The 23087-nt window shown below is 64.4% G+C and carries 23 protein-coding genes; 18 read left to right on the top strand and 5 right to left on the bottom strand.

All coding sequences use genetic code 11. The features are described from left to right. Positions 1-66: 66 nt before the first annotated feature. The 17 genes from CCC_RS18075 to CCC_RS17995 all read left to right on the top strand — a co-directional run bounded on the left by CCC_RS18075 (position 67) and on the right by CCC_RS17995 (position 16140). On the top strand, positions 67-831 hold the full coding sequence (locus CCC_RS18075) for a 16S rRNA (uracil(1498)-N(3))-methyltransferase (RefSeq protein ID WP_009870939.1): 765 nt from the start codon (positions 67-69) through the stop codon (positions 829-831). 326 nt (positions 832-1157) lie between these two features. After that, positions 1158-2843, top strand: a complete 1686-nt coding sequence (locus tag CCC_RS18070; RefSeq protein ID WP_009870940.1) for a methyl-accepting chemotaxis protein — start codon at positions 1158-1160, stop codon at positions 2841-2843. An 88-nt stretch (positions 2844-2931) separates the two neighbouring features. Then, the gene (locus CCC_RS18065; RefSeq protein ID WP_041042606.1) at positions 2932-3273 is read left to right on the top strand and encodes a hypothetical protein; all 342 of its coding nucleotides are present in this window, start codon (positions 2932-2934) and stop codon (positions 3271-3273) included. A gap of 95 nt (positions 3274-3368) precedes the next feature. Then, positions 3369-3977: a 7-carboxy-7-deazaguanine synthase gene (queE, locus tag CCC_RS18060; protein WP_009870942.1), complete on the top strand. Its 609-nt coding sequence runs from the start codon at positions 3369-3371 to the stop codon at positions 3975-3977. Then, a complete protein-coding gene (locus tag CCC_RS18055; protein WP_009870943.1) occupies positions 3978-4502 on the top strand; it encodes a 6-pyruvoyl trahydropterin synthase family protein in 525 nt (174 codons plus the stop codon). 11 nt (positions 4503-4513) lie between these two features. Further along, a complete protein-coding gene (locus tag CCC_RS18050) occupies positions 4514-5401 on the top strand; it encodes a LysR family transcriptional regulator (RefSeq protein WP_009870944.1) in 888 nt (295 codons plus the stop codon). A gap of 111 nt (positions 5402-5512) precedes the next feature. Then, positions 5513-6604 (top strand): 4-oxalomesaconate tautomerase, encoded by a 1092-nt coding sequence (locus CCC_RS18045; protein WP_009870945.1) that lies wholly within the window; start codon positions 5513-5515, stop codon positions 6602-6604. Further along, positions 6601-7629, top strand: a complete 1029-nt coding sequence (locus CCC_RS18040) for an amidohydrolase family protein (RefSeq protein WP_009870946.1) — start codon at positions 6601-6603, stop codon at positions 7627-7629. The genes CCC_RS18045 and CCC_RS18040 overlap by 4 nt, the downstream gene beginning before the upstream one ends. A gap of 2 nt (positions 7630-7631) precedes the next feature. After that, a complete protein-coding gene (gene ligK, locus CCC_RS18035; protein WP_009870947.1) occupies positions 7632-8315 on the top strand; it encodes a 4-carboxy-4-hydroxy-2-oxoadipate aldolase/oxaloacetate decarboxylase in 684 nt (227 codons plus the stop codon). A gap of 126 nt (positions 8316-8441) precedes the next feature. Next, the gene (locus CCC_RS18030) at positions 8442-9377 is read left to right on the top strand and encodes an NAD(P)-dependent oxidoreductase (RefSeq protein WP_009870948.1); all 936 of its coding nucleotides are present in this window, start codon (positions 8442-8444) and stop codon (positions 9375-9377) included. Beyond that, a complete protein-coding gene (locus CCC_RS18025) occupies positions 9374-10291 on the top strand; it encodes an amidohydrolase family protein (protein WP_009870949.1) in 918 nt (305 codons plus the stop codon). The genes CCC_RS18030 and CCC_RS18025 overlap by 4 nt, the downstream gene beginning before the upstream one ends. A gap of 5 nt (positions 10292-10296) precedes the next feature. Further along, positions 10297-11259 carry a Gfo/Idh/MocA family oxidoreductase gene (locus tag CCC_RS18020; protein WP_009870950.1) on the top strand — a complete coding sequence of 321 codons (963 nt, stop codon included), beginning with the start codon at positions 10297-10299 and terminating at the stop codon, positions 11257-11259. Further along, positions 11259-12248, top strand: a complete 990-nt coding sequence (locus CCC_RS18015; RefSeq protein ID WP_041042263.1) for an aldo/keto reductase — start codon at positions 11259-11261, stop codon at positions 12246-12248. The genes CCC_RS18020 and CCC_RS18015 overlap by 1 nt, the downstream gene beginning before the upstream one ends. A 14-nt stretch (positions 12249-12262) precedes the next feature. Continuing rightward, a complete protein-coding gene (locus tag CCC_RS18010) occupies positions 12263-12616 on the top strand; it encodes a protocatechuate 4,5-dioxygenase subunit alpha (RefSeq protein ID WP_041042261.1) in 354 nt (117 codons plus the stop codon). A gap of 2 nt (positions 12617-12618) precedes the next feature. Then, positions 12619-13458: a class III extradiol dioxygenase family protein gene (locus tag CCC_RS18005; protein ID WP_009869938.1), complete on the top strand. Its 840-nt coding sequence runs from the start codon at positions 12619-12621 to the stop codon at positions 13456-13458. 13 nt (positions 13459-13471) lie between these two features. Continuing rightward, positions 13472-14647: a 4-hydroxybenzoate 3-monooxygenase gene (gene pobA, locus CCC_RS18000; protein ID WP_009869937.1), complete on the top strand. Its 1176-nt coding sequence runs from the start codon at positions 13472-13474 to the stop codon at positions 14645-14647. Positions 14648-14745: 98 nt separating this feature from the next. After that, positions 14746-16140, top strand: a complete 1395-nt coding sequence (locus CCC_RS17995; RefSeq protein ID WP_009869936.1) for an MFS transporter — start codon at positions 14746-14748, stop codon at positions 16138-16140. Between the two features lie 32 nt (positions 16141-16172). Here CCC_RS17995 and CCC_RS17990 read toward each other — a convergent pair whose 3' ends face one another. After that, a complete protein-coding gene (locus CCC_RS17990; RefSeq protein WP_009869935.1) occupies positions 16173-16961 on the bottom strand; it encodes a phosphatase PAP2 family protein in 789 nt (262 codons plus the stop codon). Beyond that, positions 16958-18601, bottom strand: coding sequence for an ArnT family glycosyltransferase (locus CCC_RS17985; protein ID WP_009869934.1), 1644 nt, complete (start codon positions 18599-18601; stop codon positions 16958-16960). The genes CCC_RS17990 and CCC_RS17985 overlap by 4 nt, the downstream gene beginning before the upstream one ends. A gap of 290 nt (positions 18602-18891) precedes the next feature. Here CCC_RS17985 and CCC_RS17980 point away from each other — a divergent pair, with 290 nt between their 5' ends. Continuing rightward, on the top strand, positions 18892-20571 hold the full coding sequence (locus CCC_RS17980; RefSeq protein WP_052473306.1) for a methyl-accepting chemotaxis protein: 1680 nt from the start codon (positions 18892-18894) through the stop codon (positions 20569-20571). A 1-nt stretch (position 20572) separates the two neighbouring features. Here the strand turns inward: CCC_RS17980 and CCC_RS17975 are convergent, their stop codons facing one another. The 3 genes from CCC_RS17975 to CCC_RS17965 are packed head-to-tail and all read right to left on the bottom strand — an operon-like array spanning position 20573 to position 22929. Then, positions 20573-21079 (bottom strand): hypothetical protein, encoded by a 507-nt coding sequence (locus CCC_RS17975; RefSeq protein WP_152619799.1) that lies wholly within the window; start codon positions 21077-21079, stop codon positions 20573-20575. Between the two features lie 42 nt (positions 21080-21121). Further along, positions 21122-22165 carry a glycosyltransferase family 4 protein gene (locus CCC_RS17970; RefSeq protein WP_041042259.1) on the bottom strand — a complete coding sequence of 348 codons (1044 nt, stop codon included), beginning with the start codon at positions 22163-22165 and terminating at the stop codon, positions 21122-21124. Next, positions 22093-22929 (bottom strand): UDP-2,3-diacylglucosamine diphosphatase, encoded by an 837-nt coding sequence (locus CCC_RS17965; protein WP_009869930.1) that lies wholly within the window; start codon positions 22927-22929, stop codon positions 22093-22095. The genes CCC_RS17970 and CCC_RS17965 overlap by 73 nt, the downstream gene beginning before the upstream one ends. Between the last annotated feature and the right edge of the window lie 158 nt (positions 22930-23087).

Below are 23087 nucleotides of genomic sequence, written 5' to 3'. Positions count from 1 at the left end.
TAGGCCGGGTCGAGGGCGAGGTCAAGCACGCTTCCCCAATGGAAGCCGTCGGCGTAAAAGGAAGCCATGAGCGACACCACGTCCCGGCCCCGTTTCCGCCTCTTCGTCGACGCCCCTCTCTCGGAGGGCGTGGCCGTGGCGCTGACCCGCGACCAGACCCATTACCTGGCCTCGGTGATGCGCGCCGAACTGGGTGAGATGGTGTTGCTGTTCAACGGAACCGACGGCGAGTGGGCGGCGCGGATCGCAGCACTGCCCAAGGCGGGCGCCGCCCTGGTGCCGGAGCGCCAGACCCGGCCCCAGGCCCCCGAACCCGATTTGTGGCTGCTGGCCGCGCCCTTGAAGAAAGACCGCACCGATCTGGTGGTGGAAAAGGCGGCGGAGCTGGGCGTGTCATTGCTTATGCCCGTCTTTACCCGGCGCACCAATGCGGGACGGGTCAATACCGACCGGCTGCGCGCCCATCTGATCGAGGCGGCCGAGCAGTGCGAGCGCCTGAGCGTGCCGCAACTGTCCGAACCCTGTCCTCTGGACAAGGTGTTGGCCGACTGGCCCACCGACCGCATTTTGCTGTTTCTGGATGAAGGTGGAAGCGGAATCCCCCTGGCCCATGTGCTGAACGGCATGCCGGGCGAAAAGCTGGCGCTGCTGGTCGGCCCCGAGGGGGGATTCGACGCGGAGGAGCGTCGCCTGATCGGCTCGAAATCCTTTGCCCGCGCCGTGGGATTGGGGCCGAGAATCCTCAGGGCCGAAACCGCCGCCATCGCCGCCCTGGCCGTGGTCCAGGCGCTGACGGGCGACTGGCAGGCCCCGCCCCGTTCTTCGCCGTGACGCCAAGTCACGGTGAATGAACTCATTCGACGCCACAAGCAATTTCAATTGATAGAATTTCTATGAACATGCAATCAAAATTGCGTGTGAACATGTCTTCCCGGTGAATTGCGGATAATAGAGTCCCATTAATGCAACAGGCGCCGCCATAACCATGGAAATATGAGATTTTGACAGAAGTATTAAATTTTCTATTCCATTGATTCTTTACGTTGAAATTTGCCTATTTTTTGATACAACCCCACCGCCTAATCCTTAGGCTTTGTATCTGATTAAATTTTGGGCGCCCGCGCGCCCACCAATGATCCCGTTCCCGGAGACCAGGAATGCCGAGTTTCGTCACGCTCAAGGGCAAGCTGACCGCCCTTGCCTTTACCATTGCCATCGTGCTGGCGGGAATTTCCCTGGCCTGGGGAATGGTCCTGGGCGAACTCAAGGTCAATGGGCCGGTTTATGGCCGCATCGTCCAGGTCAAGGATCTGGTGGCCGACATCCTTCCTCCGCCCGAATACATCCTTGAATCCTATCTGGTCGCCTCACAGGCACTGACCGCCACCCCCGCCGAACTGGCCGAGTTCAAGACGGCCATGACCCGCCTGCGCAAGGATTACGACGACCGCCATCAGTACTGGCAGGCCCAGGATCTGGATGTCTCGGTGAAGGACGGGCTGCTGGTGGAGTCCTACAAACCCGCCCTCCGCTTCTACGATCAGGTCTTCGGCACCTATTTCCCCGCCCTGGAACGGGGCGATCTGGCCGCGGCCCAGGCGTCCTTCAAAAGCCTCAGCGCCGACTACGCCGCCCATCGGGCGGCCATTGATACCGTGGTGACCCGCTCCGACGCTTTGTCCAAGGCGGTGGAAGCCCAGGCCGCCGACAGCGAAGCCACCTACAAGATCCTGGTGACGGCCATCACTCTCGTCTTCGCCCTGGCAACCATGGCCTTGGTGGCGGGCATGTCGCGGGCGATCATCGCGCCCCTGGCGCGCCTGGGCGAAGCCGTGGGCCGTTTGGGCGGCGGCGCGCTTGACGCCAAGGTGCCCGAAACCCATCGCACGGACGAGGTCGGCCCCCTGGCCCGCGCCCTGGACGGCTGGCGCCAGGGTCTGATCGAGGCCGAGGCCCGCCGCCTGGCCGAGCATGACGACCAGGCGCGGCTTCAAGCCCGCCAGCAGCGGATCGAGGCCGCCACGCGGCGCTTTGACCAGGCGGTGATCGCCATGTTGGGACGGATCAAGGAGTCCGCCGAGAAACTGCATTCCGCTTCGGAAAACCTGTCGGCCAATGCCCAGCAGACGCACGCCCAGGGCGCCGCCGTCTCGGCCGCCACCGAGCAATCGGCGGCCAGCGTGGAAAGCGTGGCCTCGGCGGGCAGCCAACTCTCCGCTTCCATCGAGGAGATTTCCTCCCAGGTCCGTCAATCCACCACCATCGTCGAAGCGGCATCGCGCGAGGCCGAGGCCGCCAATGGCCGCATCTCCGGCCTGACCGAGGCGGTGGAGCGGATCGGTCAGGTTCTCAGCCTGATCAACGATATCGCCAGCCAGACCAATCTGCTGGCCTTGAACGCCACCATCGAATCGGCCCGCGCTGGCGAGGCGGGCAAGGGATTTGCCGTGGTGGCCCACGAGGTGAAGAATCTGGCGGGCCAGACCTCGCGCGCCACCGAGGATATCGCGCGCCAGATCGCCGCCGTAAGGGAAGAAACGGGTACAGCCGTGGCCGCCCTGGCCGGAATCGCCCAGACTATCGCCCATATCAACGAGATGTCTGCTTCCATCGCGGGCGCCGTGGAGCAGCAGGGCGCCGCAGCCTCCGAGATCTCGCGCAATGTGGAACACGCCGCCGCGGGCACGCGCGAGGTGGTGCACAACATCACCGGCGTAGTGGGCGCGGCCAGCGAGACCGGCGCCATGGCCCGGACCGTATTCGCCGCCGCCGATCAGCTGCGCAGCCAAAGCAGTGAACTGGAACGGGAAGTCTCGGCCTTTCTGCGTGAAATCGCCGCCTGATCGCCAGTCTTGCGGCAAGGACTCTTGGAATCGGGGGGCGGCAGGTGCCATGATGCCGCCCCCCAATCCCCTTGAGGAGTCGACGCCCATGCCGCCCCGCGCCAATCCCTTGAAGCTCAATGCGCTGCAATTGAAGACCCTGGTCCTGTTCCAGGAACTGGCCCGCCATCCCGAGACCTCGACCCGTACCGAAAGCGGCGAGGTCTTCTTGTCGGCGCTGCCCCATCCCCATGGCAACCACTTCCACGTCGGCCGCAAGGTGGTGATGAGCAAGGACGCTTCGGGCCTGGCCAATGGCGCGGTCTGGGTGGCGCTGGAGCGCAAGGGCCTGATCCGCGCCAGCTTTCCCATGGCGGTGACCCTGACGCCTGCCGGGCTGGACTACGAGACCGGCATCACCGACGAAATTCTCCACGGCTCGGATCACTGATTTTATTAGCCCCTCGCCGGGCGGGCGCTCCCGCGCCCTTGGCCGCCGCCGCAATGGCGGCAGGAGACCGGCGGCACCAAAGGATCGCCGGTCTCATGTCCTACACCGTCCGCGAAATCTTCCACTCCTTGCAGGGCGAAGGCGTCCAGGCGGGCCGCGCGGCGGTCTTCCTGCGCTTTTCCGGCTGCAATTTGTGGAGCGGACGCCAGGAAGACCGCGCCAAGGCCGTCTGCCGTTTCTGCGACACCGACTTCGTCGGCGGCGTAAAATATTCCGATGCCCAAAGCCTGGCCGAGGCGGTGAAAGCCGTGGGCGGCTCCACCCGCTATGTGGTGGTGACCGGCGGCGAGCCGGGCCTGCAACTGGACGAGACGCTGATCCATGCGCTGCACGGCCTGGGCTTTTCGGTGGCGGTGGAAACCAACGGCACATTGGGTCTGCCCTCCGGCCTGGACTGGGTCTGCGTCAGCCCCAAGGCCGGGACAGAGCTGATGGTGACCAGGGGCGACGAGTTGAAACTGGTCTTCCCCCAGGACGGCGCGGCGCCCGAAGCTTTCGAGCATCTGGACTTCGCCCATTTCCTGCTCCAGCCCATGGACGGGCCGGATCGGGCCGCCAATACCGCCGCCGCCATCGCCCATTGCTTGACTCATCCGCGCTGGCGGCTCAGCCTGCAGACCCACAAGATCGTTGGAATACCTTAGATGTCCACCTTCCGCGTCCGCCGCCGCATCGAGATCGATGCCGGACACCGCATCATGACCCACGGCTCCAAATGCCGGAACCTGCACGGCCACCGCTATGTGATCGAGGTGGAGTGCGAGGCGTCGCACCTGCATCCCAGCGGCGAGCAGACCGACATGGTGGTGGATTTCGGCTTTCTCAAGGACGAGATGATGCGTCTCATCGACGCGCCGTGCGATCACGGCTTCATCGCCTCTTCGGCCGATGGGGAACTGTTGGCCCTGTTCGCGCCCCAAGGCGCGGTGGGGTGGGCCGAATCCATCCTGGCCGAGGTCAAGGAGAAGGGCGCGGCGCTGACCACCAGCACGCGCATGGGCACCAAGCTATATGTGGTGCCCTTCCAACCCACCGCCGAATGCCTGGCCAAGCACTGGTTCGAGGTGCTGGTCGCCCCGGTGCGCAAACGCTCCGACGCCACCGCCCGGCTGGTGGCGGTCCGCGTCTGGGAGACTCCCAACTGCATGGCGGAATACGCCCCGGCCTGACGAGGGCGCCCATGAACCTCAAACAGCTGGAATATTTCGTGCGCGTCGCCGAGCTGGGCAGCTTCAGCAAGGCGGCCATGGTGCTTGATATCGCCCAGCCCGCGCTGTCGCGCCAAGTGCGGCTGCTGGAAACCGATCTGCGCGCCAATCTGCTGCACCGTACCGGGCGCGGCGTGGCCCTGACCGAGGCCGGACAAAAGCTGTTCGACCATGCGGTGGGCATTTTGCAATCGGTGGAACGCGCCACCGAGGATCTGGAATCGGCGCGCGGCGAACCGGCGGGCCGCATCGTCATCGGATTGCCGCCCAGCATCGGACGGCGCTTGATCCTGCCTTTGGTGGAACGCTTCCGCACCACCTTGCCCAAGGCGCGTCTGGCCATCGTCGAGGGCCTGTCCACCCATGTCACCGAATGGATCGCCACTGGCCGCGTCGATCTGGGCCTGGTCCACAATCCCGAGCCCAACCCGGCCATCGAGGTGACCCGCCTCACTGACGAGCCGCTGGGTTTGGTGGGACCGGCCGACGAGAGTTCCGCCCCTCTGCGCTGGTCGGAATTGGGGGCCTATCCCCTGATCCTGCCCGAACGCGGCCACGCCATGCGCCGTCTTCTGGAGGCCCAGGCGGGTTTTGCCGGGGTGCGCCTCAAAGTGGTGATGGAAGTGTCCTCCATCCCCTCCATCCTGGATCTGGTGGCAGCTGGCTATGGCCATGCGGTGCTGACCGAGACAGCCCTGGCCTCCTGGCGCCGCGCCGGAACCTTCAGCCTGCGCCGACTGGTGGACCCTTCCGTGTCCAGCACCTTGTTCATGGCCGTTTCCGCCCACAAACCCATCACGCCGCTGGGGCGCCGCGCCATGGCCCTGTTGCAGGATCTGGTGAAAACAGAAATGGACTAAAACCATTCCAGTTATAACAATCTGCTATAGCTGAAAGTGCCCCAGGGGGGCTTGGTGAACCGGCGCGGATTTGTCACCATGACAAAGTCGAATGCTGGGAGGCCCGACGTCATGCAGACCCCGATCCCTTGCCTGTTCATGCGCGGCGGCACATCGCGCGGGCCGTTCTTTGTGGAGAGCGACCTGCCGTCCGATGTCGCCCTGCGGGACAAGGTGCTGCTGGCCGTCATGGGCTCGCCCCATGCCCGCCAGATCGACGGGTTGGGCGGGGGCCATCCCCTGACCAGCAAAGTGGGCATCGTGCGGCCCAGCACAACGGACGGAATCGATCTCGACTTCCTGTTCGCCCAGTTGCAGCCCAATTCCGACACCGTCGACACCACGCCCAATTGCGGCAATATGCTGGCCGCCGTGGTGCCCTTCGCCCTGGAGCGCGGCATCGTCAAACCTCAAGGCGAAACCACCACCCTGCGCGTGCTGACGCTTAATACCCATATGGCCTGCGACATCACGGTCCAGACCCCCGGCGGCCGCGTGAACTACGAAGGCGAGGCCCGTATCGACGGGGTGCCCGGCAGTTCTGCCCCCATCGCCATCAACTTCCTCGACACCGCCGGATCGGTCTGTTCCGGCCTGCTGCCCACGGGCCGGGTCAAGGACGTCATCGACGGGCTGGAAATCACCTGTATCGACAACGGCATGCCCATGGTGCTGTTCCGGGCCGCCGACATGGGCCGCAACGGCTCGGAAAGCGTCGAGGCCATGAATGCCGATGCCGAACTCAAGGCCCGCATCGAGACCCTGCGAATCAAGGCAGGCCACCTGATGGGCCTGGGCGACGTGACGCCCAAGAACTATCCCAAGATGTGTCTGGTGGCGCCGCCCTCGACCGGAGGCGCGGTGGGAACCCGCTGCTTCATTCCCCATGTCTGTCATGACGCCATCGGCGTGCTGGCCGCCGTTACCGTGGCCACCGCCTGTGTTCTGAAAGGCTCGGTCACCGAGGGACTGGCCAGCGTGCCCGATGGCCGCATCAAGACCGTCGCCGTCGAGCACCCCACGGGCGAGTTCAGCGTCGAGTTGGAACTGGACCCGCAAGACCCCGAGAAAGTCATTCGTGCCGCGCTGCTGCGCACCGCACGACTGTTGATGAAGGGCGAGGTGATGATCCCCGCCGCGATCTGGGAAGGAAAATCCGCATGATCATCGATATCCACGGCCATTACACCACGGCGCCCAAGGCGCTGGAGGAGTGGCGCAACCGCCAGATCGCCGGATTGAAGGACCCAAGCCAGACCCCAAAGGTCTCGGAGCTGAAGATCAGCGACGATGATCTGCGCGAGACCATCATCACCAACCAGTTGGCCAAGATGAAGGAGCGGGGTTCCGACCTCACCATCTTCTCTCCCCGCGCCAGCTTCATGGCGCATCATATCGGTGATTTCCAGACCAGTTCCACCTGGGCCGCCATCTGCAACGAGCTGTGCGCCCGCGTGGCCGGGCTGTTTCCCGACAATTTCATCGGCGCGGCCATGCTGCCGCAAAGTCCTGGCGTCGATCCCAAGACCTGTATCCCTGAGATCGAGAAGTGCGTGAAGGATTACGGCTTCGTCGCCATCAACCTCAATCCCGATCCTTCGGGCGGGCACTGGACCTCGCCGCCGCTTTCGGACCGCTCGTGGTATCCCATCTACGAGGCCATGGTGGAATACGAACTGCCCGCCATGGTGCATGTCTCCACATCGTGCAATTCATGTTTCCACACCACCGGCGCCCATTACCTCAACGCCGACACCACCGCCTTCATGCAGTGCCTGACCTCGGATCTGTTCAAAGACTTTCCGACCCTCAAGTTCATCATTCCGCACGGCGGCGGCGCGGTTCCCTATCACTGGGGCCGCTTCCGGGGGCTGGCCCAGGAACTGAAGAAGCCGTTGCTGCGCGACCATCTGCTGAACAACATCTTCTTCGACACCTGCGTCTATCACCAGCCGGGCATCGACCTGCTGACCAAGGTGATCCCGGTGGACAACATCTTGTTCGCCTCCGAGATGATCGGCGCGGTCAGGGGCATCGACCCCGAGACCGGCCACTATTACGACGACACCAAGCGCTACATCGAGGCCACGCTGAATCTCTCGGAGGAAGACCGGTTCAAGGTCTACGAGGGCAATGCGCGGCGCGTCTATCCCCGCCTGGACCGGGCGCTCAAGGCCAAGGGGCTCTGACCATGAACAATCTCGGTATCGTCAAACGCAACATCACCCGCGCCGACAAGGCCGCGGTGGACAAGCTCTCCAAATTCGGCGTCGCCACCATCCACGAGGCCATGGGCCGGGTCGGGCTGATGAAGCCCACTATGCGCCCCATCTATACCGGCGCGCATCTGTGCGGCACGGCGGTGACCGTGCTGCTGCACCCCGGCGACAACTGGATGATGCATGTGGCGGCCGAGCAGATTCAGCCCGGTGACGTGGTGATCGCGGCGGTGACCGCCGACTGCACCGACGGCTTCTTCGGCGACCTGCTGGCCACTTCGTTCCGGGCGCGGGGCGCGGTGGGTCTGGTGATCGACGCGGGCGTGAGGGACGTCAAAGACCTCACCGCCATGAACTTCCCCGTCTTCTCCAAGGCCATCAGTGCCAAGGGCACCATCAAGGCGACGCTGGGATCGGTCAATATCCCGGTCGTCTGCGCCGGAGCCCTGGTGAATCCGGGCGATGTGGTGGTGGCCGACGACGACGGCGTGGTGGTGGTCCCCGCCGCCGTGGCCCAGGCCGCCGCCGACGCGGCGCAGGCGCGGGAAGACAACGAAGCGGCCAAGCGCGCCCGCCTCGCCGCCGGTGAACTGGGCCTCGACATGTACAAGATGCGCGACGCCCTGGCCGCAGCGGGGTTGAAGTATGTGGATTAGTCCGATGATGTCACCGCCCCCCGGCTTCGTCACCCCCGCGAAAGCGGGGGGCCAGGAGTCGCGGAGAAATCGGCGACGCACCCCCTGGATCCCCGCTTTCGCGGGGATGACGGAGAAAGGCCCGTCATGACTCCGCCCGACAACCCTCTTCACTGCTCCATCGGTCTGATCGGCTATGGCGAGGTGGGCCGCATCCTCGCCGAGGATCTGCGCGCCCAAGGCGTGACCGTCGCCGCCTACGACATCAAATTGGGCGGCGCGGCCGAGAGCGAGTTGCGTGAACACGCGGCGCGCTTCGGGGTGGAACTGGTGTCGAACCACGCCGCCCTGGCCGCCATGTCGGGCCTGGTGATCTCGGCGGTGACCGCGTCCCAGGCGGTCGCGGTGGCCGGGTCTTGCGCGCCGGGGCTCAAGGCCGGGACCTGGTATCTGGATTTCAACTCGGCCTCGCCCAAGGCCAAGACTCAGGCCGCCAGTTTGGTGACCGGGGCGCAAGGGCGCTTCGTCGAGGGCGCGGTGATGACCTCGGTGCCGCCTTATCGCATCAAGGTGCCGCTGCTGCTGGGCGGCCCGGAGGCGGGCGCGCTGGAACCCTTGCTCAACGGTCTGGGCTTCGCCGCCAAACTGGCATCGGACACGCTGGGCGTGGCCTCGGCCACCAAGATGTGCCGGTCCATCATGATCAAGGGCCTGGAGTCCATGGTCATCGAAAGCTTCACCACCGCCCGGGCCTATGGCGTGGAAGACGCGGTGATCGCCTCGCTGGTGGAAACCTTTCCCGGCATGGAGTGGGAGAAGCTGGGCGCCTATTTCTTCCAGCGGGTGATCTTGCACGGGCGGCGCCGCGCCGAGGAAGTGCGCGAAGTGGCCCAGACGGTGCGCGAGGTCGGGCTTGATCCCTTCTCGGCCAGCGGCACCGCCGAGCGTCAGGCCCAGATCGCCGATTGGGCCGATGCGGGCGTCTTCGGCGCCAAATCCGCCGCCGGTTTCGCCAAATCGGGCGATTGGCGGATCGAGGCCGACCGCATCCTGGCCGCCATCAAGCAAGGGGACCCGTCATGACCTTCGAGAAGACTCCTGGCTGGCTCGACTGGTATGCCGGTCCCTCCAAACCCGCTTTCGTGCCGCCGCCCGGCGCCGTCGACGCCCATTGCCATGTCTTCGGCCCCGGCCACCTGTTCCCCTTCGCGCCCGAGCGCAAATACACCCCCTGCGACGCGTCCAAGGACCAGCTTTTCGCCCTCAGGGACCATCTGGGCTTTGCCCGCAACGTCATCGTCCAGGCCACCTGCCACGGTGCCGATAACCGCGCCATGGTCGATGCCCTGAAGGCCTCCAATGGAAAAGCGCGCGGCGTGGCCACGGTGAAGCGCTCGGTCAGCGATGCCGAACTGGCCGAGATGCATGCGGCGGGCGTACGGGGCGTGCGCTTCAATTTCGTGAAGCGTCTGGTGGACTTCACGCCTAAGGACGAGTTGATGGAGATCGCGGCCCGCATCGCGCCCTTGGGCTGGCATGTGGTGATCTATTTCGAGGCCGTCGATCTGCCCGAATTATGGGACTTCTTCACCGCCCTTCCCACCACCGTGGTGGTCGATCATATGGGCCGCCCGGACGTCACCAAGCCGGTGGATGGGCCCGAGTTCGAGCTGTTCGTCAAGTTCATGCGCGACTATCCCAATGTGTGGAGCAAGGTCAGTTGCCCCGAGCGCCTGTCGCTCAGCGGCCCCAAGGCCCTGGACGGCGAACGGGCCGCCTACCGCGACGTGGTGCCCTTCGCCAAGGCCATCGTCGAGACCTTCCCCGACCGGGTGCTGTGGGGCACCGACTGGCCCCATCCCAATCTGAAGGACCACATGCCCGATGACGGGCTGCTGGTGGATTTCATCCCCCATATCGCGTCCACGCCCGAACTGCGGCGCAAGCTGCTGGTGGACAATCCCATGCGGCTTTATTGGCCGGAAGAAAGGACCTGATCGTCATGAGCAAGCCCGTCAACATCGCCCTGATCGGTGCCGGAGCCTTCGGCGTCAAGCATCTGGACGCGCTGAAAGTGATCGATGGCGTCCAGGTGGTCTCCCTGGTCAGCCGGGCCGAAGACAAGCCCGAGGAGATCGCCGCCAAATACGGCATTGCCCATGTGGCCCATGATCTGGCCGAGTCCCTGGCCCTAGCGCAGGTGGATGCCGTCATCCTGACCACGCCCACCCAGCTTCACGCCTCCCAGGCCATGGCCTGCCTCAAGGCGGGCAAGCATGTGATGGTGGAGATCCCCATGGCCGACAATCTGGCCGATGCGGAAAGCCTGGTAATGCTGCAACAGCAGACCGGCAAGGTCGCCATGTGCGGCCATACCAGGCGCTTCAACCCCAGCCATCAATGGGTCCACAACAAGGTCACATCCGGCGCGTTCGCCATCCAGCAGATGGATGTGCAGACCTATTTCTTCCGCCGCACCAATATCAACGCCCTGGGCCAGCCGCGTTGCTGGACCGATCATCTTTTGTGGCACCACGCCGCCCATACCGTGGATCTGTTCGCCTATCAGGCAGGCGGCGAGATCGTCGCCGCCAATATCCTGCAAGGCCCCATCCACCCCGAACTGGGCATCGCCATGGATATGTCCATTCAGCTGAAGTCCAGCACCGGGGCCATCTGCACCTTGTCCTTGTCTTTCAATAACGAGGGACCGCTGGGGACCTTCTTCCGCTATATCGGCGACACGGGCACCTATATCGCCCGCTACGATGATCTGTTCGACGGCAAGGACCAGCCCATCGACGTCACCAAGGTGGACGTCTCCATGAACGGCATCGAATTGCAGGACCGCGAATTCCTGGCCGCCATCCGCGAGGGGCGCGAGCCCAATGCCAGCGTGGCCAAGGTTCTGCCCTGCTATCGGACTCTGCATCGCCTTGAACAGCAGTTGAAGCAGGCCCTGTGATGGAAAAGCGCCGCATCGGTCCCTTCAACGCCACCGCCCTCACCCTGGGCTGCATGAACTTGAGCCACGCCTACGGCACGCCCCCGGGGCGCGAAGCGGCGGAGGCCTTGCTGCGGCGTGCCCTGGAGGCGGGCGTCGATTTCTTCGACACGGCGGCGCTGTACGGCTTCGGCTCCAACGAAAGCTTGGTCGGCGCGGTGCTCAAACCTCACCGCCAGCACATCACGCTGGCCAGCAAATGCGGCATGACCGGAGTGGACGGCAAGAAGGTCATCGACGGACGGCCCGAGACCATCTTACGCACTTGCGAGGAAAGTCTGACCCGGCTGGGAACCGATGTGATCGATCTTTATTACCTGCACCGCCGCGATTTCCAGGTCCCCATCGAGGAAAGCGTCGGCGCCCTGGCCCGGCTGGTGGAACAGGGCAAGGTCAGGACCATCGGCCTGTCCGAGGTTTCCGCCGCGACGTTACGCCGCGCCCATGCCGAACACCCCATCACGGCGGTGCAAAGCGAATATTCCCTGTGGACCCGCAATCCCGAGATCGGGGTGCTGGACGCCTGCCGCGAACTGGGGGCGGCCTTTGTGGCCTTCAGTCCGCTGGCGCGCGGCTTCCTCACGGGCAATCTGACCGATCCGGCGACCCAGCTCGAACCTAAGGACATCCGTTGCCAGATGCCGCGCTTCGAGCCCGAAAATTACGCCCGCAATCTCAAATTGCTGGACGACTACAAGGCCATCGCCATTGAGACCGGCTGCACCCCCGCCCAACTGGGCCTGGCCTGGCTGCTGGCCCAGGGCGACAACATTTTCGCCCTTTTTGGCACCAAATCCATCGACCACCTGGACGAGAATCTGGGTGCCGACGGCCTCAAGCTTCCGCCGGAGACGATCTCGCGGCTGGATGATCTCATCAACCAAACCACCGTGTCGGGGGCTAGGTACAGCCCGGCCATCCAGAGCGAAATCGACACGGAAGATTATTAGACAGGAGGTATCTCGTGGCATCTAAAACCAAACGGGTCATCCCCGGCACAACCCTGTTCGACGGCGATATGGCCCGCAAAGGCTATGCCCTGAACAAAATGTGCTTCTCGTTCAACTCCGAGGAAAACCGCCAGGAATTCCTCAAGGACCCCGCCGCCTATTGCGACAAGTTCGGCCTGAACGAGCAGCAGAAGAAGGCCGTGATCAGCCTTCAGGTGCTGGACATGCTGGACGCGGGCGGCAACGCCTATTTCATCGCCAAGCTGGGCGGCATCTACAAGCTGGACATGCAAGACGTCGGCGCGCAGCAGACGGGCGTCACCAAGGCAGAATTCCAGGCGAAGCTGGTCGCCGCGGGGAGAGAGTAATCATGGCCAAGATCGTCGGCGGCATCAACGTCACCCATGTGCCCTATATCGGGCGCGCCATCGCGGGCAACCTGCAGCAGGACGCCTATTGGAAACCCTTCTTCGACGGCTTCCCCCCGGTCCATGACTGGCTGGACAAGGTCAAGCCGGACGTGGCCGTGGTGGTCTATAACGACCACGGGCTGAACTTCTTCCTCGACAAGATGCCCACCTTCTCCATCGGCGCGGCCCCCCAATACAACAATGCCGACGAGGGTTGGGGCATTCCCACCGTGGCGCCTTTCAAGGGCGACCAGGACCTGTCCTGGCACCTGATCGACCGGCTGATCGAGGCCGAGTTCGACCTGACCACCTGTCAGGAAATGCTGGTCGACCACGCTTTCACCCTGCCGCTGGAATTGCTGTGGCCCAAGCGCAACGCGGCCTTGCGCACCATTCCCATCTGCCAGAACACCGTGCAATTCCCCCTGCCCTCGGCCAAGCGTTGCCTGGCTTTCGGCCGCGCCATCGGCAAGGCCATCGAATCCTGGGACTCCGACGCCCGCGTCGTGGTGCTGGGGACCGGCGGCCTGTCGCATCAGTTGGAGGGGAAGCGGGCGGGCTTCATCAACAAGAAGTTCGACCTGGAATTCATGGACAAGCTGGTTACCGACCCCGACTGGGTGACCCAGTATTCCAACGAGGATCTGGTGGAACTGACCGGCACCCAGGGCATCGAACTGCTGAACTGGCTGACCTGCCGCGGCGCGCTTGGCGACAAGGTCAAGACGGTGCACACCAACTACCACATTCCCATCTCCAACACCGCGGCGGGCCTGATGGCCATGGAAACACTCGGATAGGGAGGGCATCAGCATGCGCGTCCAAGTCGCCATCATCGGCGCCGGTCCATCCGGACTCATCCTTGGCCAACTCCTGGCCAAGGCCGGAATCGACGCCGTCATCCTCGAGGCCCAGACCGGTGACTACGTCCTGGGCCGCATCCGGGCCGGGGTGTTGGAGCAGGTCTGCGTCGATCTGCTCGACGAGGCCGGTGTAGGGGCGCGCATGCATGCCGAGGGGCTGCCCCATGGCGGTTTCGAACTGTTGGTGGACGGCACCCGCCACCGCATCGACCTGGCGGGCCTCACCGGTGGCAAGCAGGTGATGGTCTATGGCCAGACCGAACTGACCCGCGACCTGATGCAAGCCCGCCAGGCCGCAGGCCTCAAAACCGTCTACGAGGCCAAGGACGTGGCGGTGTCGGATTACGACACCGACCACCCCCGCGTCAGCTATCTCAAGGACGGGGTACGCCATGAGATCACTTGCGACTTCATCGCCGGTTGCGACGGTTTCCACGGCGTGTGCCGCGCCTCGGTGCCCAAGGGCTCCATCCGTAATTTCGAGCGGGTCTATCCCTTCGGCTGGCTGGGCCTCTTGTCCGACACGCCGCCGGTCCATCACGAACTGATCTATGCCAAGAGCGAGGGCGGCTTCGCCCTGTGCTCCCAGCGCTCGCATACGCGGTCGCGCTATTACCTCCAGGTGCCGCTGAGCGAAAAGGTGGAGGACTGGTCCGACGAACGCTTCTGGGGCGAATTGCGCCAACGTCTCGACGGCCCGGCCAATGACGCCTTGATCACCGGCCCGTCCCTGGAAAAGAGCATCGCGCCCTTGCGCAGCTTCGTGGCCGAGCCCATGCGGTTCGGACGTCTCTTCCTGGCTGGCGACGCCGCCCATATCGTGCCGCCCACGGGGGCCAAGGGCCTCAATCTGGCGGCATCGGACGTGCGCATTCTCGGTCACGCCCTGATCGAGTTCTATGGCCGCAGCACTAAAGGCATCGACCGCTATTCCGAACGCTGCCTGCGCCGCATCTGGAAGGCCGAACGCTTCTCGTGGTGGATGACCAATCTGCTGCACCGCTTCCCTGACACGCCGCCCTTCGAGCAGCGGGCCCTGGAGGCCGAACTGGACTATGTGGTCCATTCCCTGGCCGGGCGAACCACCATCGCCGAGAATTATGTGGGGCTGCCCTTCGAGGACTGACCCCCTTTTCCGACAAGCAGTGAATTCAAGGGCCCGATAGAGGCCCAACGCCCCCCTCATGCCCGGTTTCGGGCAGAAGACTGGACGGAACCCAAGAGATGACTCAGACCAACACGCTGAATATCCAGACTTTTCTCAATGAAAGCCGATTCTCGCCCTATCAGTGGGCGGTCTTCGCGCTGTGCTTCTTCGTGGTGCTGCTGGACGGATTCGACACCGCCGCCATCGGCTATATCGCGCCCTCCCTGCTCAAGGAATGGGGGATCGCCAAGCCCGCGCTCGGCCCCGTTCTGTCCGCCGCCCTGTTCGGTCTGGCAGCAGGCGCCCTGTCCGCCGGGCCGTTGGCCGACCGCTTCGGCCGCCGTTTGGTCCTGACCGGCGCGACCCTGCTCTTCGCCTTGGCCAGCCTGGGCTCGTCCTATGCGGGCAGCCTGGACGCACTGACCGTGCTGCGCTTCGTTACCGGTATCGGTCTGGGCGCCGCCATGCCCAATGCGGTGACCTTGATCAGCGAATACTGCCCCGACCAGCGGCGCTCTCTTCTGACCAATGCCATGTTCGCGGGCTTTCCCCTGGGCGCGGCCCTGGGCGGCTTCCTCGCCGCCTGGATGATTCCGCAATGGGGCTGGCGTTCGGTGCTGGTGCTGGGCGGCATCGCGCCCCTGGCCCTGGTGGTTCTGATGCTAACGGCCTTGCCGGAATCTATCCGCTACATGGTGGCCCGCAAGAAGCCCACCGAGCATATCCGTAAAGTCCTGGCCCGCATTTCCGCCGCCGCCGCCGCCGCCCAGGACTTCGTCATGACCGAGACGGCGGCCAAGACACCCGCTGGCAAGGCCGGGCTGGGCGTGGTTCTGTCCAGGAGCTATCTGGTGGGCTCGATGATGATGTGGCTGGCCTATTTCATGGGCCTGGTCATCTTCTACGGCCTGATCAACTGGATGCCCCTGCTGCTCAAGGACGCCGGTCTCGATCCCAAGAGCGCCACACTGATCTCGGCCCTGTTCCCCTTAGGGGGCGTCGGAGCCATCTTCTTCGGATGGCTGATGGATCGCGCCAACGGCAACAAGGTGATCGCCGCGGGCTATGTCCTGACCGCCTTGCTCATCTTCGGCATCGGCCAGGCGGTGGGCAATGTGGGAATTCTGGTGGCCCTGGTCCTGGTGGCGGGCACCTTGATGAACACCGCCCAATCCTCCATGCCCGCCCTGGCCGCCGGGTTCTATCCCACCTCGGGCCGCGCCACCGGTGTGGCCTGGATGCTGGGCATGGGACGCTTCGGCGGCATCGCCGGTTCCACCTTGGTGGCGGAACTGTCGCGGCGCCAGATGAGCTTTTCCGAGATGTTCACCATCATCGCCATCCCCGGCCTGATCGCCGCGGCTGGCCTGATCATCAAGCAGATGGCCCATCCCGAGACCCCCGCCGAGCATGACGTGGCGGTGAGCGAAGCCCATGAACACGCCCAGGAAGCACAATTGGGAGGGCATTGAGACGAAAGGCGCCCGCTTCGGCGGGCGCCTTTTTAGTCCACCAGTTTCTTATCCCTGTCGAACCGCACCCGCACATCGATGCCGCGCGCCGTCAGCAGGGAATAGAGCGCCACACTGACCATGGCGCCCAGCCAGGCCCCCGCCACCGCATCCGAAAGGAAATGCACGGTGGTCAGCACCCGGCTCAAGGCCACCAGCAGGGCGATGGTGATGAAGGCCAGATCGTAGCGCGGAAAGATCAAGGCGAGCGCGGTCATGGCGGCAAAGGCCGCCTGGGAATGGCCCGAGGGGAAGGAATTGGTGAGATAGCCCCGCGTCAGGGGCACGAAGTCATAGAGATTGCTGTCGAACAGGGCGGCGGGCCTTGTCCGGCCCACCAGCATCTTGATGATGTTGCCGGCGATGCCCGAAATGGCCATGGACAGGAACAGGAAGCCCGGCACCCAGGCGGCGCGGCGCAGCCGGGCGCGTTTCTCCAGCCCCGGCGCCGCCAGGGAGGACAGGATCAGGCCGAGCGTCAGCAGACCGGCGGGAATCATCCAGACGCCGCCCAGCCCCAGATAGGTGATGGTCTTCCAGAATCCCTCGAAATCACCGCTCACATGGGCCTTCAGCCAGCGAGCCAACGGCCGGTCCAGGAGGAAATAGCCGATCACCACCGCCAGGGCACAATAAAGTGTGGCCCAGGTCCGGGGCCGCGCCATGGTGCGCGCCCATTGCCCGGCGCTGAACGATCGGAACCCGGCCAGTTCCTCCCAGATCAGGGTGATGCGGTCGCCGCCCCTGTCCCATTGGCGCAGGATGAGGTCCAGCAGCTTCATGGCGCTTTGCCCTCCACGGCATAGGCGGTCAGCGTCACCTTGCGGCCGCGCGAATAGTTGAAGCCCTTGACCATACCCACCACCACCGGCCTGACGCCCAGCGTGGCCGCGGCGGCGAAGAACTTCTCCTCCTCGCGGTCGGAGACCAGACTGAGCGCGGCGGGTCCCTTGGTCAGGTGCTGGGCCGCGTTCTCACCGCTGGTCAGCACCGTGTCAGTGCCCAGCAGGAAGACCAGACTGGGCTCGGCATAGCCCGCCACCACCACGGCGCCGCTATGGGGGCGGCTGGCCACCAGCTCGGCGGCCTGACGGCTGACGAACAGGTAATCCAGGCTGGGCAGCACGCCTTCGAACACCACCTGGAAGCTGGTCACCGCCGTCAGCACCAGGGCCATGACCGCCGGGAGCATCCGCTCCTTTACGGCCAGCCAGGCGGCGGCCAGCACCGCGCCCGCGATCATGAGGGCCGAGGGAATGCTCATGACGGGAAGGGATGGCGCGAACTGGTAGGGGACGATCACCACCGCCGCCGCCAGGGCCAGACCGATCGCGCACCACAGCCAGTACCAGATCTTGGCGGGCTTGGAGCGCAGATCGGGCGCTCGCCCCACCACGGCTACCGCCATCAACAGCGCCAGGGCGGGAAAGGTGGGCAGCACGTAATGGGGCAGCTTGGTGGGCACGATCTCGAACATCACCCAGGCCGGGATGATCCAGGCGAGGCAGAAGCGGATCTCGGGGCGCAGGCGCACCTTCCAGGCCGCACTCAACGCGGGCCACAGCAACAGCGAGCCGGGCCACAAGATCACCGCCGCCAGGGCGAGATAAGTGCCGGGCCAGCCGCCATGGCTTTCCTGGGCGCCCAGCAGCTTGGGCAGCAGGTCGCCTTTGACCGCCTCGCCGACGAAGGCGCCGCCCGTGGCGTTGGAGATGGCCACGAACCACGGCGCGGCGATGGATGCCGCCACGATCATGCCCGTGAAGGGCCGCAGGCCCACCAGCCACGCCCATTGCCGGTCGGCGAATCCCAGCGCCAGGATGGTAAGGATGGAGATGGCCGGAATCACCGGCCCCTTGACCAGGACCGAGACTCCCATGGCCACCCAGAAGACCAGAGCCACCAGGGCACCCGGTATGGCCGCCTGGCCCCTGGCGCCAAGATAGAAGCGCGCCAGGGCGCCTTGGGCCGCCACGGTGCAGGCCAGCATGATGGCGTCGGTCTTGGCCTGATGGCCTTCCGAGACCAGCATCAGCGACGAAGCCAGCAAGGCGGCGCCGATCAGCGCGGTTTGACGCCCGAACAGGTATTGCCCGAAGGCGAAGGTCATCAGCACCGCACCCCAAGCCGCCAGGGCCGAGGGCAGGCGATAGGGCCAGACCTCGCGCGTGGCCTTGTCGGACAACAGGCTGACCGAGGCGGCCTGAAGCCAATAGGCCCCCACCGGCTTCTTGGCGCGCATCTCCTGCTGGAACTGGATGCGGATGTAATCGCCGGTCTCCAGCATCTGGCGGGTGGCCTGGACAAAACGCGACTCGTCGCGGTCCATGGGCGGAAGAGCCACCAGACCCGGCAGATACAAAAACAGCGACAGCAACGACAGCAGGAGATAGGGGCGGATACCGCCGGTCAGTCTGTCCACGTTGGGGCATTCCGTGAAGGGCAAGGTAGAGGCATCAACAGCATGAAGCGGGCCGCGCGGTCAAGGCCCGGCAGGACCGAAACGGGGATCGGCGAATCCATGCGCGCGGAAATTCGGAAGCAGACATGCACAATCGCCGTCCATTCGTTTCATCTCGAATGACGCAGTGCAGCATAAGCCCGTTTAGAGTCTCTCCTGCTTCGAGGCACAGCAGAATGCGCGCCGCCATTGAATGCCCGATGCCGCCAAAGGTGGCTTGCGGGCTGGGAAAATGTCGAACGAGGAACCGCATGATGCTTGGAAACCTTAGGATCGCCGCCCGATTGATGGTTGGATTCGGGCTTCTTGTCCTTCTGATCGCAGGCTTGTCGGGCTATGGAATCTATTCGGGCAAGGCCACGGAAAAGGCCTTCTCGCGGGCTATCCGGCTGGTGAGCAACCAGGCCCTGGTCGAGCAGATTGAAAAGGAAATGTTCCAGGGGCGCATGCGGATCTGGGCCGCCCTGGCGACCGGCGACGAAGCCAAGATGACCGCCGCCCGCGCCAGCTTTGCCACGGCCCGCGAGGATCTGGGCAAATTACGCGCGCAAACCTTCGCGCCAGAGCGCATCATTCGGGTCGAGGAACTGAAGCGTCTGCTCGACGACTATGACCGCGAAATCTCCAAGGTGAAGATCGCCGACGGCCACGCCCCGTCCCTGGACAGCGCAGAAACCGCCGCCTCCGCGCCCATCGCCGCCGCCATCGCCAACAAGCTCGATGTGGCGGGGGAGGATTTGGCGACGAATTTCCGCGACATTTCCGTCGAGGTCCAGACCGGCGCCGAGCAGCAGATCAATACCGCTATCGATACCTCGATCCTGATCGGATCAGTGTCCGTAATCCTCGGGCTGATCCTGTCCTTCGTCATCAGCAGTTCCATCAGCAGGCCGGTGATCGCCATGACCGGGGCCATGGAGACCCTGGCCGGAGGCGACACTTCCATCCAGATCCCGGCCATCGGCAACAAGGACGAGATCGGCGAGATGGCCAAGGCCGTTCAGGTCTTCAAGGACAACGCCATCCGCGTCGCCGCCCTCAAAAAGGAGCAGGAGGAGGCCAAGGCCAGGACCGAGCTTGAGCGCCGCCGCGCCATGCTGGCCATGGCCGATTCCTTCGAAGCCAGCGTGATGGGCCTGGTCAAGGGCGTCTCGGCCCAGGCCACCCAGATGGAAGCCGCCTCCCAGGGCATGTCGGCCGCCGCCGAACAGTCCCAGGCCCAGGCCTCCACCATCGCTTCGGCCGCCGGGCAGGCCACCTCCAATGTGGAAACCGTCGCCGCCGCCGCCGAGGAGCTTTCTTCCTCCATCACCGAGATCAGCCGTCAGGTTACCGAAGCCGCCGCCATTTCCCGCCAGGCCGCCGAGGAGACCGAGCGCACCAACGAGATGGTGCAGGGCTTGGCGGATGCGGCGGCCCGCATCGATCAGGTGGTCGGCCTGATTACCGATATCGCATCCCAGACCAACCTGCTGGCCTTGAACGCCACCATCGAAGCGGCGCGGGCCGGTGAGGCGGGAAAAGGCTTTGCCGTGGTGGCGGGCGAGGTCAAAAATCTCGCCAACCAGACCGCCAGGGCTACCGAGGAAATCAGCACCCAGATCGGCGCCGTCCAAAACGAGACCCGCCAGGCCGTGGACGCCATCCGCAATATCGGCAAGGTGATCGATCAGGTGCGCCAGATTTCGTCGGGCATCGCCGGAGCGGTGGAGGAGCAGGGCGCCGCCACCTCAGAAATCGCCCGCAATGTCCTGGAGGCGGTACAGGGAACCCGCGAAGTCTCCACCAATGTGGCGGGCGTGTCGGAAGCGGCGGGCGCCACCGGGGCGGCATCGCGCCAGGTTCTGGCCGGAGCCGGTCAACTGGCCGACGATTCCGCCCATCTGCGCGACGAGGTGGTGCGCTTCCTCGATGGCGTTCGCGCCGGGTGAGTCAGCGGGCGGCGGGCGCATCCTCGTCCAGGGCTTCCTTGAATTGGGAGGAAGCCTTGAGACGGTCCAGATAGCGGATGTCGCGGCGGCTGGTCAGGGGAAAGGAGGTGCCGGTAAAGGTACCTCTGGCCCCGCAGCCATAGGCGCGGCAATGACCATCCTTGTCGTCGAGAATCAGCTTGCCGTCCCGGCTGCGCAGGCTGAGTTCGCACCCCTCGCCCGACCGCCCGTTGGAACGGTGCACCAGCGAGTCCCCCGCCACGTGGACGACGCCCCAGAAGCTGCAGGAATGGCCGTTGAAGAAATTCAGCGCCAGGCGGAGATAGGCGCGGTCGGGAGCGAGTTTGACAATCTCCATGATGTCCTCGCTGACATACTTGTCGCCGTCCACCGAACCGTTCTGAAATTTGTGCTTATAGACCCCGGCCAGGGAATCGATGTCGAGGTTCTGCGCCATGGCGGGCAGGGCCGTCAGCAGCACTGCGATAACGGCAGGCAATACCCTCATGACCCGTTCTCCCGATCCCACATGCGAGATCGCAAGGCTAAGTCATTCCGCCGCCGCCTGCCAGACCCCCATCTCGAAGGGCCGCAGATTGTCGAGGAATTGCAAGGTGCAGGCCTCCCAGGAGAAGGTCAGGGCATGAGCCCGGCACAGGGCCGGATCGATCCTGAGGGCGGCCTCGGCGGCAAGCCCCAGATCCTCGTCCAGCACACCAGCGGGCGAGGTGCCGATGACGTCGTTGGGGCCGGGCACCGGATAGGCCGCCACCGGAAGGCCCGAGGCCAAGGCTTCGAGCAGCACCAAACCGAATGTGTCGGTGCGCGACGGAAAGACGAAGACATCGGCGGCGGCATAGTGGCGCGCCAGATCCTCGCCGAAACGGGCCCCCGCGAAATGAACCTCGGGAAAGCGGCGCTTCATCTCGTCGGCTTGGGGCCCATCGCCCACCACGGCCTTCGAACCGGGAAGGTCCAGGGCCAGAAAGGCCTCGATGTTCTTCTCCACCGCCACCCGGCCCACATAGAGGAAAATCGGCCCGGCCAGATGGGCAAAGGGACCGTCCGCGCCCCTGACCTCGGGCCGCGGGCGGAACAGTTCGGTATCCACCCCCCGGGACCAGCGGGCGATATTGCTGAAGCCCCGCCCCGCCAGTTCACTTTCGATTCCCTGGGTCGCCACCATCACCCGCGACGAGGCGTCGTGAAAACGGCGCATCACGGCATAGGAAATGGGCAAGGGCACGCCGAAGCGGGCCTTGATGTATTCCGGGAATTTGGTGTGATAGGCGCTGGTAAAGGGAATCTTGCGGCGCAAGCAATAGCGCCGGGCGGCCCAGCCCAGGGGCCCTTCGGTGGCAATGTGGATGGCGCAGGGTTGCGCCGCCTCGATCATGGCCGCCAGTTTGCGCCCCGGCTTGAAGGCCAGGCGGATTTCCGGATAGGTCGGGCAGGGAAGACTGCGGAAGCGGTCGGGGGTGACCATCACCACCTGATGGCCGGTACGCTCCAACTCGGCCCTTAAGGTGTCGAGGGTGCGGACGACGCCGTTGACTTGAGGGAGCCATGCATCGGTGACGACGAGTATGCGCATGTGTTTTCCTCGACCTCCAGCCAGCGGATGATTTCCAAAGATCCGTCGAAATTCTCCGCCAGGGCGGTACAGCTTTCGACCCAGTCGCCGTCATTGCAGTAAAGGACACCGTTCACGTCGCGCTTCTCGGCGTGGTGGATATGGCCGCAGACCACGCCGTCGGCGCCATGGCGGCGCGCCTCCTCGGCCATGGCGTCTTCGAAACTGGCGATGTACTGGACGGCATTCTTGACCTTGTGCTTCAGATAGGCCGACAACGACCAATAGGGAAAGCCCAGGGCGCGGCGCACCACGTTCAGCCAATGGTTCAGCGCCAGCGCCATGGTATAGGCGCTGTCTCCCAGATGGGCCAGCCACCGGGCATGCTTGACCACCCCGTCGAAAGCGTCCCCGTGCAGGACCAGCAGGCGCTTGCCGTCGGCGGTGTCGTGCAGAATGGTCGTCACCACCTGGATATCGCCGAACAGCAGGCCGTGATAGTCGCGGGCGAATTCATCGTGATTGCCGGGAACGAACACGACGCGGGTCCCCTTGCGCGCCTTGCGCAACAGCTTTTGCACCACGTCGTTATGGCTTTGCGGCCAGTACCACGAGCGCCTAAGCCGCCATCCGTCGATGATGTCGCCCACCAGATAGAGGGTTTCTGACTCGGTGACTTTCAGGAATTCCAGCAGGTCGTCAGCTTTGCAGCCACGCGTGCCCAAGTGAATATCGGAAATCCAGATGGTCCTGTAACGCCTCTTGATATGGAGACTGGCGTTCATCGGGCTATCATCCGAAGAAGTGTTGATATGCTCTGATGCCTTACATATGACACTCACCAATAATATTCATGTGTATTTTAACAAACCTTCAGATATTTCATTGAACTGAAGCATAGCCGTAACAAATAATTCACCGCGCCAGGCATCCTGGCGCGCTA

It is taken from the genome of Paramagnetospirillum magnetotacticum MS-1 (genome assembly GCF_000829825.1).
Classification (GTDB): domain Bacteria; phylum Pseudomonadota; class Alphaproteobacteria; order Rhodospirillales; family Magnetospirillaceae; genus Phaeospirillum; species Phaeospirillum magnetotacticum.
Note: the sequence above shows the minus strand (reverse complement) of the source record. Positions and strands in the feature narration are given on the sequence as shown.